Origin of the sequence: Shewanella sp. SW24, from assembly GCF_025653395.1 — a bacterium.
Classification (GTDB): Bacteria; Pseudomonadota; Gammaproteobacteria; order Enterobacterales; family Shewanellaceae; genus Shewanella; species Shewanella oncorhynchi.
On record NZ_JAKKSH010000004.1, the window covers coordinates 21,127 to 35,273 of the forward strand.

The window sequence follows — 14,147 nt, forward strand, 5'->3', positions numbered from 1 at the left end:
AATATTGAGTCAACTATAAATTTAACTTGATAGAAAATAAATTTAATTCCCGCGAGAAAATTTTACATAACCGTATAATCTAGAAGACTTTTAACGCCATTGTAACTTAAACATTTATGATCTTCTTAGCTTAATAAGCATTCAATAAATATGCCTAATTATCACAAAATAAAATGCCGCTTGCATAAGTTTACCTTATCAAAAATCTGTGATTAAAAATCAACCATTAAGTATCAGCTAAAATACATTTTCTTCTGTCACGATTGATATGGCTAATATAGAGAAATTAAATATGGGTCAGCTAATGAAAACGCATTTTCATCTTTCGAAATGAAAAAACATAAACAAGATTCCCCTACCAACCCAATAGATAAACAATCTTAAAATCATGCCAATGTCAGAACATAAAACTTGTGCAGATTTCTTTAATCGACTGTTAAAGCATATTTAACTGAGGGGTATTTATAAAAAAAGCGCAATTCTGTGCTTATCCCCCCTTTCATCTGCAATGAAATTTCGTTATGGTGCGCTAACTTAAGCCAAAACTTTATGCATGTTCCGAGGTGTAAATGCGCCCTATCATCAAATCCAACAAGCTGGATACCGTTTGCTATGACATCCGCGGCCCAGTGCACAAGGAAGCCAGACGTTTAGAAGACGAGGGGCATCGAATCCTCAAACTCAACATTGGTAATCCGGCCCCCTTCGGTTTCGAAGCGCCTGAAGAAATTGTGCGCGATGTGATCCTCAATTTACCCAGTGCCCAAGGCTACTGTGAGTCAAAAGGATTATTCTCTGCCCGTAAGGCCATAGTGCAGCATTATCAAGCCCAAGGGATTTTTGGTGTCGATATCGAAGATATCTATATAGGTAACGGCGTTTCAGAACTCATTATGATGGCAATGCAAGGCCTGCTAAATACCGATGATGAGATCTTAATCCCCTCACCAGACTATCCCCTGTGGACAGCAGCGGCGAATCTCGCGGGCGGCAAGGCTGTGCATTATCGCTGCGATGAAGAAGCGGACTGGTTCCCCGATCTCAACGACATTAAAAGTAAAATTTCATCACGTACTCGCGGCATAGTGCTGATTAACCCGAACAACCCAACCGGAGCGGTATACAGCAGAGAATTACTGCTGCAAGTGGTTGAACTGTGTCGTCAACATGATCTGATCCTTTTTGCCGATGAAATTTACGATAAAATTTTATACGACGAAGCCAAGCATATTCCTGCTGCGGGTCTATCAGACGATATTTTAACTGTTACTTTTAACGGTTTATCAAAGGCTTATCGTGCAGCAGGATTTCGTGTTGGTTGGATGATGTTATCTGGCAATCTTAAGGCTGCTAAAAGTTACATCGAAGGCTTAGAGATGCTGTCCTCGATGCGCCTCTGTGCAAACGTGCCCAATCAACATGCGATTCAAACTGCGCTCGGCGGTTATCAGAGTATTAACGAGCTTATTTTGCCTAATGGCCGCCTCACAGTCCAAAGGGATGCCTGTTACGAATTGCTTAACCAAATTCCAGGCGTGAGCGTTAAAAAACCCAAGGGCGCACTCTATGCCTTCCCGAAACTGGATATGAAAAAATTCAATCTGCGGGATGATGAGCGTTTAGTGCTGGATTTGCTCAGAGAAAAGAAAATCCTGTTAGTCCATGGCAGCGCCTTTAACTGGCCTGAGCCTGACCATTTGCGAGTGGTTTTCTTGCCCTATAAAGATGATCTGAAAAAAGCATTTACCGAGTTTGGCGCCTTCCTCGAAAACTATCGGCAGTAAGTTTATCCTCAGTTAACAGTTTGAGTCATAAAGCGATCTTAGTGGTCGCTTTATTTTTAGCTATTTCTTTAAATCCTCCACGCTCATGCTCACGTGTCATCCAAGGCTGTGATAATCTAAGACTTCACTAGCGTCAATACTGCCTATTCACTCGTTTCATGTCTTCCATTGCAGCTTGTCGCCTACCGATTTCACTCTTTAGCAGGAAAACTATGAGTCACTTATTTGCGCATTTAGCTCGCATGAAACTTATCCAACGCTGGCCTTTGATGTACAACGTTCGCACTGAAAATGTTCAAGAACACTCGTTGCAAGTTGCCATGGTGGCCCATGCACTGGTGATCATCAGTAATAAGAAATTCGGCACGACGCTCGATCCCCATCAAGCCACGAGTCTGGCGATTTTTCACGATGCCAGTGAAATTCTCACGGGTGACTTACCGACGCCGGTAAAATACTTCAATAAAGAAATTGAAGCCGAGTATAAAAAGATTGAGGCGATTGCCGAGCAGCGCATGTTAGATATGGTACCTGAGGAATTTAAAGAAGATTATCGCAGTCTGTTCATCAGCGATTACGCCGATCCCGTTTACAAGAGCATAGTGAAATCGGCTGATACTCTGTGTGCCTATCTTAAATGCCTTGAAGAAAACCGTGCAGGCAACAGTGAATTCAATACTGCCCGCAAGCGACTTGAAGACATGCTAGCGACGAATCCTAATCCTGCAGTACAGTATTTTATGAACTGCTTTGTGCCCAGTTTCACTTTGAATTTAGACGAAATTAACAAGATGCTTTGATTTTCCACTCTCGCTAGGAATGCATATGACTTCAAGTGTTTGGCAAGAACGCCGTCATGGTGAAGATAAACAACGGCGCTTTGATCACCGCAGCCCTTACCAAAGAGACAGGGCGCGTATTCTCCACTCGGCCGCCTTTCGCCGCCTTCAGGCCAAGACCCAAGTGCTCGGCGTTGGCATGAATGACTTCTATCGCACCCGATTAACCCACTCACTCGAAGTCTCGCAAATTGGTACCGGCATAGCTGCTCAGCTCAGGCGCAAATATCCACAACATAAACAACTGCTTTGCTCTATGAGCTTATTAGAGTCCCTGTGCTTGGCCCACGATATTGGTCATCCTCCCTTCGGCCACGGTGGTGAAGTCGCATTGAATTACATGATGCGCGACCATGGCGGTTTTGAAGGTAACGGCCAAACTTTTCGCATTTTATCTAAGCTTGAGCCCTATACATTAGATTTTGGGATGAACTTGTGTCGGCGTACCATGCTCGGGATTTTAAAATACCCAGCGCCGCACTCGAGGCTATTTGTCGCGGGTGAACATAATGAAATCACCAACCATAGACAGCTCAAGCCGTCACAATGGCCGCCGGTTAAGGGCATTTTCGACGATGATAACGACATCTTCGCTTGGGTGCTTGAGCCTTTGTCTGAGGCGGATAGCCGTCGTTTTACCTCGACACAGCAAGGTTCACACCCCGCCCTGCACCACTATCCACATCTGCGAACCCAGTTTAAATCCTTCGATTGCTCGATTATGGAACTGGCAGATGACATCGCCTATGCGGTGCACGATCTCGAAGATGCGATTGTGATGGGCATAGTCACAGCGTCCCAGTGGCATCAAGATGTGGCGCCGACACTGACCAGCAGCAGTGATGCGTGGATAAAACAAGAGCTGGCAGATATTGGCAACAAGCTGTTTTCACATGAGCATCACCTACGTAAAGATGCCATAGGCACACTCGTTAATGGCTTTGTCACCGCTATTGTTATCTCAGAAGATGACGTGTTCGAAGAGCCATTATTGCGCTTTAATGCGACGTTAGAGCCGGAGTTTGCCATTGCGCTCAATGTACTTAAGCAACTGGTTTATAAATACGTTATTCGTAAACCCGAGATCCAAATGCTCGAATATAAGGGCCAGCAGATTGTGATGGGATTATTCGAAGCCTTCGCTTCCGATCCCGAGCGTTTACTGCCACTGAACACCCAAGAGCGCTGGCGCGAAAGTGAGCAACAAGGCTTAAACAGTCACAGAGTGTTGGCGGACTATATTTCAGGGATGACAGATGAGTTTGCGGGGCGACTGTATCAACAGTTATTTAGCCCCAAAGCCGGCTCAAATGTCGAATTGAGTAAGGAAATGTAGCCAAGCTGACATTACGTAGCCCGACTTGCTATAAATCCAGACCGTTTGTAAATGTGCGAGTTACTGTAAAAACCAGACTTTCTACAGAGTCAGCTATCGCAGCCGTTCTTTATCAAAATGCGAAAAATAAAAGACAAAAAACCACCTCGCGGTGGTTTTTATTTTGTCACTATTTCAAACTCGATTTATAAAGCGCCAATGGCATCTTTACAAAGTTGAGTGATACGATCCCAATCGCCGTGTTCCATTGCATCCGTTGGCGCAATCCAACTACCACCAATACAATCGACGTTTTTCAGCGCTAAATAATCTTTATAGCTACTTGGCGTAATGCCACCTGTTGGGCAGAAGCGAATATCCGCTAGCGGACCCGAGAAGGCTTTAAGAGCATCAACACCACCCGAAGCTTCAGCTGGGAAGAATTTAAAGTGGGTGTAACCGAGCGCCATCCCCGTCATCACTTCTGAAATGCTCGCAACCCCTGGAATTAAAGGGATTGGACCATGCATACCCGCTTTGAGCAGTTCAACCGTTGCACCTGGGGTAATAATAAACTGCGCACCCGCGGCAATCGCAAGATCAAGCTGAGCTTCGTTTAAAATAGTACCCGCGCCCACTAAGGCCTCTGGCACTTCTTTGGCGATTTTAGTGATAGCTTCGAGTGCACAAGGAGTACGCAAAGTCACTTCTAATACGCTAATGCCGCCGGCAACCAGTGCTCGCGCTAATGGCACCGCATGTTCAATCTTGTTAATCACCATAACAGGAACAATAGGGCTGCGTTTAAAAATATCTTGTGGCTGTAGTGACCAGTTATTCTCAAGCATTGCGTTATTCTTCCTTTGTATTAATAAAGTTCATCGATGGCATTAGTACAACGCGCACCAGTTTCTGGACTACTTAGATTTGAACGTAGCGCACTAAATAACTCGCGGCCCATGCCATAACGTGAGCGATGTAAATCCACAATTCCCGCGGCTCTGGTGGCAAGTTCAGCTTCAGAGACCAGCAGGCTCAGTTCGCCAGTTAACGCATCGACACGGATCAAGTCGCCATCTTGGACTTTGGCAATTAAACCGCCATCTAAGGCTTCTGGCGTTAAATGAATGGCCGCAGGGACTTTACCCGACGCGCCAGACATACGACCGTCGGTCAGCAGCGCGACTTTAAAGCCTTTGTCCTGAAGCGTTCCCAATAATGGGGTTAACTTGTGCAGTTCTGGCATACCATTGGCTTTCGGGCCTTGACCTTTAACCACCACAACACAATCTCTATCCAGAGCACCGGCTTGGAACAAGGCATCGAGTTTGTTTTGATCGTCAATCACCACAGCGGGCGCTTCAACGACACGATGTTGTTCTTGTACTGCTGACACTTTGATCACAGCGCGGCCTAAGTTACCTTTGAGTAATTTCAAGCCACCGTTGCCTTGGAAAGGTGATGCGACTGACGTTAACACTTCAGTATCTAAGCTAGTCGTTGGACCATCGACCCAGCGCAGTTCACCGTCGAGCAACCTTGGCTCTTGGGTATAACGGCGTAAACCAAAGCCCGCAACGGTATTCACATCTTCATGCAATAAACCCGCATCGAGCAATTCTTTGATTAAGTACGCCATGCCACCGGCTGCATGGAAATGATTAATATCGGCATGACCGTTTGGATACACGCGCGCCACTAATGGTACAGCATCGGATAATTCAGAAAAATCATCCCAGTTCACAATAATACCGGCAGCACGAGCCGCGGCGACAATGTGCATCGTCAAGTTAGTAGAACCACCAGTAGCCAAAAGTGCCACTATGCCGTTAACCACAGATTTTTCGCTGACCACTTCACCGATTGGGGTATATTGAGTCCCCATTTCGGTTAAACGACACACTTGCTTAGCTGCCATCTTATTTAATGCTTCGCGCAGTGGATCATCAGGATTCACAAATGACGAGCCAGGTAACTGCAGGCCCATCACTTCAAGCATCAACTGATTCGAGTTTGCCGTGCCGTAGAAAGTACAGGTTCCCGCACTGTGGTAAGACTGGGCTTCAGCTTCTAACAGTTGCGCGCGATCCACTTTACCTTGGGCAAATTGCTGACGAATACGGGCTTTTTCTTTGTTCGGGATACCTGATTTCATCGGCCCAGCAGGCACGAATAACATAGGCAAGTGACCAAAGCTTAAGGCGCCGATAAGCAAACCTGGAACGATTTTATCGCAAATGCCGAGCAGTAAAGCGCCATCAAACATGTTGTGAGACAAGCCCACAGCCGTTGCCATCGCAATCACTTCACGACTCAGTAAGCTCAATTCCATACCGGGTTGACCTTGAGTCACACCGTCACACATGGCCGGAACACCGCCCGCCACTTGTGCAACACTGCCGACTTCCTGACAGGCTTTTTTAAGCAATTCAGGATAGCTTTCATAGGGTTGGTGCGCAGATAACATATCGTTAAATGCCGTCACTATGCCGATGTTCGCTTTATTCAATTGACGCAATGCATTTTTGTCGTCTGGATTACAGGCGGCAAAACCATGGGCTAAGTTGCCACAGCTCAATGAGCTACGGTGTACACCATGGTTACGGGCATCATTCAATGCGGCGAGATAACCTTCACGTGACGCTTTACTACGGGCAATAATTCTGTCGGTAACAGCTTGAACTACTGAGTGTATTTCTACTGAGTGCATAGTGACTCCTTAAGCGCTCCAGAACACATCAACGGGCGTTTTACGCTGCGCTAATACGGCTCTGATAGGCATAGCATGGACATCATCACTTTCTAACGCTTGACGATATACGGATAATTTCTGTTCCCCGACCAAGTGCAGATAAATTTGTCTGCTGTTCAGAATCGCACTCTTAGAGAGCGTAATTCTACCATGGGGCGCTGTGGTGGGGTTCGTCGCCACACACAGGGCTTGGGTTGTGAGCGCATGTTCAAGCTCAGCACTGCAGGGAAACCAAGAGCAGGTATGACCATCGTTACCCATGCCTAACACCACCACATCAAAAGGACGTGGGAAGTTAGACAAGGACTCGGCGGCCATATCGGCGCCCGCTTCTGCGGTCGAAAACATGTTTTTTAAACCGCGGAATTTGGCATTCGCCGCACGGTTTTGTAATAAATGTTCACGCACGAGACGCTCATTAGAAGCATCGGCGTCGGCTTCAACCCAGCGCTCATCGGCAAGCGTGATATAAACATCACTCCAATCGATGGATTTCATGCTCAATAGTTGAAATAACTTAAGCGGCGTCGAACCACCGGAAACCACTAAGCTGGCTTTTCCGCGGGCATCGACGGCTTCCTGCAACTGGCTCGCAATTCTATTCGCAAGCTGTTGTTCTAACGCACTTGGCGTATCGAAAGATTTGAATACGGTTTCTTTAATCATCAAAGTCTCCTACTCGTCCCACGAACGGCCATCTTTGGTAATCAAAGCAACTGACGCAACTGGACCCCAAGTACCCGCAGGATAAGGTTTTGGTTTTTCGTTGCTTTGTTCCCACGATTGGATAATGCCATCCACCCAAGTCCATGCCTGCTCGACTTCGTCGCGGCGCACGAACAGCGCTTGATTACCGAGCATAGCTTCGAGTAATAGACGCTCATAGGCATCGGCGATACGTTCATTTTTAAAGGTATCGGAGAAGCTCAAATCGAGTTTAGTGGTTTGTAGACGTTGTTTTTGCTCCAAACCTGGCACTTTGTTCATCATCTGGATTTCAACCCCTTCATGGGGCTGCAAACGGATTGTCAGCTTGTTCGGTGGCAGATTACGGTAGCTTGAGCGATACAAGTTATGCGGTGGGTTTTTGAAATACACCACAATTTCAGAGCTCTTAAACGGCATACGTTTACCGCTACGTAAATAGAAAGGCACGCCCGCCCAACGCCAGTTGTCGATATCCACACGAATAGCCACGAAGGTTTCTGTGTGTGATTGAAGGTTGGCGCCTTCTTCTTCTAAATAACCCGGTACTGGGCTGCCCTTTAAGAAGCCAGCACTGTACTGACCGCGTACGGTATTTTCATACACATTGTCAGAATTAATCGGACGCAGTGATTTGAGCACTTTGACTTTTTCATCACGGATGCTGTCAGCGTCTAAGTTGACCGGTGGATCCATAGCAACGAGCGTTAACACTTGCAGCAAATGGTTCTGGATCATGTCACGCATTTGACCCGCTTTGTCGAAGTAACCCCAACGGCCTTCGATGCCCACTTCTTCTGCGACTGTGATCTGGACGTGGTCAATCGTACGGTTGTCCCACTTAGAGGCAAATAAAGAGTTAGCAAAACGCAGTGCAATCAAGTTCTGTACGGTTTCTTTACCTAAGTAATGATCGATACGGTAAACCTGACGTTCTTTGAAGTAAGCGGAAACTTGGTCATTGATAACGCGAGAAGAGTCTAAATCTGAGCCGATGGGCTTTTCGAGCACCACGCGTGAATCTGGGTGGATAAGATCTTGTTCATGCAAACAACGGCAAATGTCGCCGAATATTGCAGGTGGCGTAGCAAAGTAACTGACCATAACGCGCTCTTCTGGTTTGAGCAGATCATGGAAGGCACTGTAGCCCGCTGAATCGGTAAAGTTAGTGCCTATATAATGGCAGCGGGACAGGAAACGTTGGAGAGTCTCTTCGCACAAAGGCTCTTTCACGAAGGTGTTTAATGCAAGCGTGACTAATTCGATAAACTCATCTTGAGTAAACTCGTCTTTCGCGACACCGATCACTTTCGTATCTTTATCGAGAAGTTCAGCTTTATCTAGCTGGTATAAAGAAGGTAACAACTTGCGTCGTGCCAAATCGCCTTTAGTACCAAAGAGTACGAAGTCACAAGCTTTGGCGCCTGATGTTGTTTTGCCCATTGCGTTACGATCTCCTTTGTATGTCGTGTCCCTTCATGTCGATGAAGAAATCCACACTTTTGTTGTAATATAACAACAGAATTTGTTAAATGCATCTATTTTTATAAATATTAACATTCTTGCTAACTAGTCACTTGCTGCATAAATCTGATATGCTTTTTGTGCTTAAATTACTGAAGGTAGTAAAGTCTTATTTCAAAATTGTACTGAAAAGTTACTACATAGAGTCTATTAGTGGGCCGCCAGTCTTGATCAGCTCCCACGAAATAAAAATAAATAAAATTACATTCTCAATTTAGCGGACATACGCGTATGAATACCCTAGAAAAGGTTCAAAAAAGCCTCACCCATTTTAGTAAATCAGAACGCAAAGTTGCAGAGGTGATCTTAGCATCACCACAGACAGCTATACATTCTAGCATCGCCACACTGGCTAAGATGGCAGATGTCAGTGAACCTACTGTGAATCGTTTCTGCCGCCGCTTAGATACTAAAGGTTTCCCTGATTTTAAGTTACATCTAGCACAAAGTCTTGCGAACGGTACACCTTATGTGAGCCGCCACGTTGAAGAAGATGATTCGACAGAGTCTTACACGACAAAAATATTCGAATCTTCAATGGCTTCGCTCGATACCGCACGTCAAAGCCTAGACATTTCAGCCATTAATAAAGCCGTTGATATTCTCACTCAAGCTAAGACTATTTCCTTTTTTGGCCTAGGCGCATCCGCTTCAGTTGCCCATGACGCGCAAAATAAATTCTTCCGCTTTAATGTGCCTGTCATCTGTTTTGACGATGTTCTAATGCAACGCATGAGCTGTATTAACAGTAATGAGGGCGATGTGGTGGTATTGATTTCCCACACTGGCCGCACTAAGTCATTGATTGAAATAGCGCGTTTAGCGAGAGAAAATGGTGCAGCTGTGATTGGTATTACTGCCCGCAACTCGCCTTTATCAATGGAATGTACACTGCCCGTGACAATGGAAGTGCCAGAAGATACTGACATGTATTTACCTATGGCCTCGCGTTTAGCCCAATTAGTCACTATAGATGTATTGGCAACGGGTTTTACCTTACGTAGAGGCCCACGTTTCCGCGATAATTTGAAACGAGTGAAAGAAGTGTTAAAAGAGTCTCGCATCAATAAAGATCCGATACTGTAACTCACTTCCTTTTCTAAAAATGGCTAGCGTTGATCATTAACCTAGCCATTTATCGTGCAAATATCAGCGATACCTCACAATTTTCATACATAACTTTAGATCAATTTGATTGTAACTTTACTACAAAATTTGGAATTGCATGGTAATATAGTCCCAAGATTTTTTTTAACTTTAACGGAGTATCCTTATGTTCCGCAGAACCAAAATCGTCACCACTCTAGGTCCCGCTACCGATCGTGATGATAACCTACGCCGCATCATCGCGGCAGGTGCAAACGTTGTACGTCTTAATTTCTCCCACGGTTCCCCCGAAGATCATCTAAAACGAGCAACTCAAGCGCGCGAAATCGCTAAAGAGTTAGGCGTTCATGTGGCCATTCTTGGTGACTTACAAGGCCCTAAAATCCGCGTTTCTACTTTCAAAGACAATAAGAAAGTACAACTCGTATTAGGTCAAGCCTATGTACTTGATGCCGAGTTAGCCAAAGGTGAAGGCGACGAGACCAAAGTGGGTATCGATTACAAGCAATTGCCAGACGATGTGACTGTTGGCGATATCCTGATGTTAGATGATGGCCGTGTTCAATTACGCGTTGAGCGTGTTGAAGGCCGTAAAGTGCATACCACAGTGACTGTGGCAGGCCCTTTATCTAACAACAAAGGTATTAACAAACAAGGCGGCGGACTTTCTGCTGCTGCGCTGACCGAAAAAGACAAGGCTGACATTCTCACTGCAGCAATGATCCAAGTGGATTATTTAGCCGTGTCTTTCCCGCGCAGTGGTGCTGACTTGGACTATGCACGCGATCTTGCCCGTCAAGCCGGTTGTAATGCGTTGATCGTTGCTAAAGTTGAACGTGCTGAAGCGGTTGCGACCGATGCCGCTATGGATGATGTTATCTTAGCGTCTGACGTTGTTATGGTTGCCCGTGGTGACTTAGGTGTTGAAATTGGTGATGCTGCACTCGTTGCAGTACAAAAGAAGTTAATCGCCCGTTCACGCCAACTGAATAAAGTCGTCATCACTGCCACCCAGATGATGGAATCGATGATTTCAAGCCCAATGCCAACCCGCGCCGAAGTGATGGACGTGGCGAACGCTGTGCTTGATGGTACCGATGCTGTGATGTTATCTGCTGAAACTGCTGCCGGTGACTTCCCAGAAGAAACCGTTAAGGCAATGGCAAACGTGTGTGTTGGCGCTGAATCTCACCCAAGTGTGATTGTGTCTAAGCATAGATTAGATGTGCGTTTCACTTCAGTTGAAGAGACCATTGCGCTATCAACTATGTATGCAGCAAACCACCTAGAAGGCGTTAAGGCGATTATCGCTCTGACTGAATCGGGTGCAACACCACAGTTAATGTCTCGTATCAGTTCTTCACTGCCAATCTTAGGTTTATCACGTCACGCAACAACCTTAGCCAAAATGGCCTTGTACCGCGGCGTGTTGCCAATCTACTTCGATTCAACGATCCACCCAGCCGATGAGCTAGCGCAAAAAGCGTTAGAAGCATTAACAGCGGCTGGTTATTTGAATAGCGGTGATATGGTATTAATGACCAAAGGCGATGCAATGGAAACCATCGGCGGCACTAACACCTGTAAAGTGTTGATCGTAGCTTAAGTTGCTTAAGCTTCTTCTAACAACTCAAGCTCGTTAGAAAACAGCCAATAAAAAACCACCTCATGAAGGTGGTTTTTTTATATTGACTGTTTTCTGTAAGTGCAGATTTCTGTTGGTGAAAATTTGTTGGTCTCTCATTTCAGAGGTAAATCCAAACGGCCCAAGCGGCTTAGCTATCGAACTTAACACCGCTTAGACCAAACTGCGCTAACATCAAACACTAATAATCACTATAACGCTTCGAAATCATTCACATTAATTGCCGCTAAGCGCAGCTTATCAGCATGCTGTAACTTTTGTTCTTCGTCGGCAGTGATAACGCCAGTCTCGAGTGCTTTTGCAAACAAGACTTGATTCGGCACTTTTGCTGGCAACTCACCGGCACGCTGCGCTTTCTTCAGTTTTTTATAGATATCTTTACAGGCATATTGCGCGATAAATGCTTGCTCAACTTCAGCAATACCGCCCTTATCCCCTTCAAATTCAGGACATAAGAAAGTAATACGTTCGCGAGCAGGGCCAGGCTTCAACATGCCGCTAACTAAATCGGTCGCCATTTTGTCGCTCGGTGCAGTGAAGTGATTACCCAGCGGGAAGATTAAGCCACGCAGTAACCATGCCACAGGACGGCTTGGAAAGTTACGAATCGTGTCTTCCAACGCTTTCGCCGCCAAGTGCAAACGATTGGCCATTACATAACGTACCGCAGGCAAATCGTCCTGTTGACGGCCATTATCTTCAAACAACTTCAAGGTTGCTGAGCCTAAATATAACTGGCTGAGCACATCACCCATACGTGCTGAGAGCATTTCTTTGCGTTTTAAATCGCCGCCCATGATCAGCATTGATAAATCTGTCATTAAGGCTAATGCAGACGAAATACGCGACATATCTTTATAGTACTGCTTAGTTTCACCGCTCACTGGCGCACTGCCAAAACGGCTACCGCTTAACGCGCTAAACAAAGCACTGAAAGCATTACGCGTGGCATAACCCATGTGACCCATTAATAACGCATCAAAACGCTCTAAGGCTTCATGTTGGTTTTCCATCGCTGCGGCTTCCATTTCGGCAAGTACGTAAGGATGGCAGCGAGTCGCACCTTGACCAAAAATCATCAATGAGCGGGTTAGAATATTCGCGCCTTCCACAGTGATCGAAATTGGATTCGACATATAAGGGTGGCCTAAATAGTTTTTAGGTCCTAATTGAATGCCCTTACCCGATTGAATATCCATGGCATCGTTCATCACAGAACGGCCTAATTCAGTCATGTGGTACTTAGCTATTGCAGTCACGACCGAAGGTTTGACTTTAAGATCGATACCCGTGGTTGTTAAACGGCGTGCGGCTTCTAACTGATAAGTGTTGGCAATAATACGCGCCAGCGCTTCTTGCACCCCTTCAAACTGACCAATTGCCATTCCAAACTGGTGACGCACATAGCTGTAAGCCGTTGTCGTCTTAGTCGCCATGTGACCAGAAGCCGTTGCCAATGCTGGCAATGAAATACCGCGGCCCGCTGACAAACACTCAACCAGCATACGCCAGCCTTTACCGGCAAACTCAGGGCCACCGATAATCCAATCGAGCGGAATAAACACTTCTTTACCTTGAGTAGTACCGTTCATAAACGCCATGCCCAGCGGATTATGACGACGACCAATCACCACACCAGGATGATCCGTTGGGATCAACGCACAGGTAATGCCTAAGTTTTTCTTATCGCCAAGCAGACCTTCAGGATCGCGCATTTGGAACGCTAAACCCAGAACTGTTGCTACAGGCGCCAGCGTGATATAACGCTTATCCCAGGTGAGTTTTAGCCCGAGCATTTCTTCGCCATTGAAGGTATCACGGCACACAATACCCACATCTGGGATAGCGCCGGCATCACTGCCCGCTTCTGGACCAGTTAATGCAAAACAAGGAATTTCATCGCCTTTAGCTAAAGCAGGTAACCAACGTTCTTTCTGCTCGCTCGTACCATAGTGGGTCAGCAACTCACCTGGGCCTAAAGAGTTCGGCACCATCACAGTAACAGCGGCGCTTACGCTACGGCTGGCTAATTTGCTGACAATGGTCGAGTTTGCATAGGCAGAGAAAGCTTTACCACCAAATTTCTTCGGAATGATCAGTGCGAAGAAACCTTCTTTCTTAAAGTATTCCCACAGCTCTGGCGGTAAATCCTTGCGGTTATGCACTATGTCGAAATCATCGATCATCGTCAGTGCTGTCATCACTTGATTATCAATAAAGTCTTTTTCTTCTGCAGTTAGCGTGGGTTTGCCATAGCTATGCAAGGTATTCCAGTTAGGATTTCCGCGAAATAACTCCCCTTCCCACCAGACATCACCCGCTTCCATCGCTTCACGCTCGGTATCGGAAAGTGGCGGCAAGACCTTCTTGAAAAAACTAAAAACTGGGCGGGTAATAAACTGCATCCGGATATTTTTCACCGCAAACAACACGACAATGGCTATCAGGGCAAGAATTATAATCGTCAACATTATCA

At 46.0% G+C, this 14,147-nt stretch carries 10 protein-coding genes; 5 read left to right on the forward strand and 5 right to left on the reverse strand.

Annotated elements, in window-relative coordinates:
- The first annotated feature begins 569 nt into the window (after positions 1 to 569).
- The 3 genes from L5M17_RS05105 (at position 570) to L5M17_RS05115 (ending at position 3,959) form a co-directional block, all read left to right on the forward strand.
- On the forward strand, positions 570 to 1,784 hold the full coding sequence (locus L5M17_RS05105) for a pyridoxal phosphate-dependent aminotransferase (RefSeq protein ID WP_263145692.1): 1,215 nt from the start codon (positions 570 to 572) through the stop codon (positions 1,782 to 1,784).
- A gap of 212 nt (positions 1,785 to 1,996) precedes the next feature.
- The gene (yfbR, locus tag L5M17_RS05110; protein ID WP_263145695.1) at positions 1,997 to 2,584 is read left to right on the forward strand and encodes a 5'-deoxynucleotidase; all 588 of its coding nucleotides are present in this window, start codon (positions 1,997 to 1,999) and stop codon (positions 2,582 to 2,584) included.
- A 25-nt stretch (positions 2,585 to 2,609) separates the two neighbouring features.
- The gene (locus tag L5M17_RS05115) at positions 2,610 to 3,959 is read left to right on the forward strand and encodes an anti-phage deoxyguanosine triphosphatase (protein WP_263145698.1); all 1,350 of its coding nucleotides are present in this window, start codon (positions 2,610 to 2,612) and stop codon (positions 3,957 to 3,959) included.
- Positions 3,960 to 4,144: 185 nt separating this feature from the next.
- On the opposite strand, the gene L5M17_RS05120 is transcribed toward L5M17_RS05115, so the two are convergent.
- The 4 genes from L5M17_RS05120 to zwf are packed head-to-tail and all read right to left on the reverse strand — an operon-like array spanning position 4,145 to position 8,838.
- Positions 4,145 to 4,786 carry a bifunctional 4-hydroxy-2-oxoglutarate aldolase/2-dehydro-3-deoxy-phosphogluconate aldolase gene (locus L5M17_RS05120; RefSeq protein ID WP_028759995.1) on the reverse strand — a complete coding sequence of 214 codons (642 nt, stop codon included), beginning with the start codon at positions 4,784 to 4,786 and terminating at the stop codon, positions 4,145 to 4,147.
- 20 nt (positions 4,787 to 4,806) lie between these two features.
- Complete coding sequence (gene edd / locus L5M17_RS05125) at positions 4,807 to 6,633, reverse strand: phosphogluconate dehydratase (RefSeq protein WP_028759996.1); 1,827 nt, start codon at positions 6,631 to 6,633, stop codon at positions 4,807 to 4,809.
- Positions 6,634 to 6,657: 24 nt separating this feature from the next.
- Positions 6,658 to 7,356: a 6-phosphogluconolactonase gene (gene pgl, locus L5M17_RS05130; protein ID WP_263145701.1), complete on the reverse strand. Its 699-nt coding sequence runs from the start codon at positions 7,354 to 7,356 to the stop codon at positions 6,658 to 6,660.
- Between the two features lie 9 nt (positions 7,357 to 7,365).
- Positions 7,366 to 8,838, reverse strand: a complete 1,473-nt coding sequence (gene zwf, locus L5M17_RS05135) for a glucose-6-phosphate dehydrogenase (protein WP_028759998.1) — start codon at positions 8,836 to 8,838, stop codon at positions 7,366 to 7,368.
- 312 nt (positions 8,839 to 9,150) lie between these two features.
- Between zwf and L5M17_RS05140 the strand changes: the two genes are divergently transcribed.
- Positions 9,151 to 10,005 carry a MurR/RpiR family transcriptional regulator gene (locus L5M17_RS05140; RefSeq protein WP_006081563.1) on the forward strand — a complete coding sequence of 285 codons (855 nt, stop codon included), beginning with the start codon at positions 9,151 to 9,153 and terminating at the stop codon, positions 10,003 to 10,005.
- Between the two features lie 187 nt (positions 10,006 to 10,192).
- Positions 10,193 to 11,632 (forward strand): pyruvate kinase, encoded by a 1,440-nt coding sequence (gene pyk / locus L5M17_RS05145; protein ID WP_168825238.1) that lies wholly within the window; start codon positions 10,193 to 10,195, stop codon positions 11,630 to 11,632.
- A 230-nt stretch (positions 11,633 to 11,862) separates the two neighbouring features.
- On the opposite strand, the gene L5M17_RS05150 is transcribed toward pyk, so the two are convergent.
- Complete coding sequence (locus tag L5M17_RS05150) at positions 11,863 to 14,142, reverse strand: acyl-CoA dehydrogenase (RefSeq protein WP_263145706.1); 2,280 nt, start codon at positions 14,140 to 14,142, stop codon at positions 11,863 to 11,865.
- Between the last annotated feature and the right edge of the window lie 5 nt (positions 14,143 to 14,147).

What these genes read in the sequence shown, in the direction of transcription:
- L5M17_RS05105 (WP_263145692.1), top strand. Translation starts at nt 570, where the DNA reads ATGCGCCCTATCATCAAATCCAACAAGCTGGATACCGTTTGCTATGAC.
- L5M17_RS05115 (WP_263145698.1), top strand. Translation starts at nt 2,610, where the DNA reads ATGACTTCAAGTGTTTGGCAAGAACGCCGTCATGGTGAAGATAAACAA.
- L5M17_RS05120 (WP_028759995.1), bottom strand. Translation starts at nt 4,786, where the DNA reads ATGCTTGAGAATAACTGGTCACTACAGCCACAAGATATTTTTAAACGC.
- pgl (WP_263145701.1), bottom strand. Translation starts at nt 7,356, where the DNA reads ATGATTAAAGAAACCGTATTCAAATCTTTCGATACGCCAAGTGCGTTA.
- zwf (WP_028759998.1), bottom strand. Translation starts at nt 8,838, where the DNA reads ATGGGCAAAACAACATCAGGCGCCAAAGCTTGTGACTTCGTACTCTTT.
- L5M17_RS05150 (WP_263145706.1), bottom strand. Translation starts at nt 14,142, where the DNA reads ATGTTGACGATTATAATTCTTGCCCTGATAGCCATTGTCGTGTTGTTT.
- yfbR (WP_263145695.1), top strand. Translation starts at nt 1,997, where the DNA reads ATGAGTCACTTATTTGCGCATTTAGCTCGCATGAAACTTATCCAACGC.
- pyk (WP_168825238.1), top strand. Translation starts at nt 10,193, where the DNA reads ATGTTCCGCAGAACCAAAATCGTCACCACTCTAGGTCCCGCTACCGAT.
- L5M17_RS05140 (WP_006081563.1), top strand. Translation starts at nt 9,151, where the DNA reads ATGAATACCCTAGAAAAGGTTCAAAAAAGCCTCACCCATTTTAGTAAA.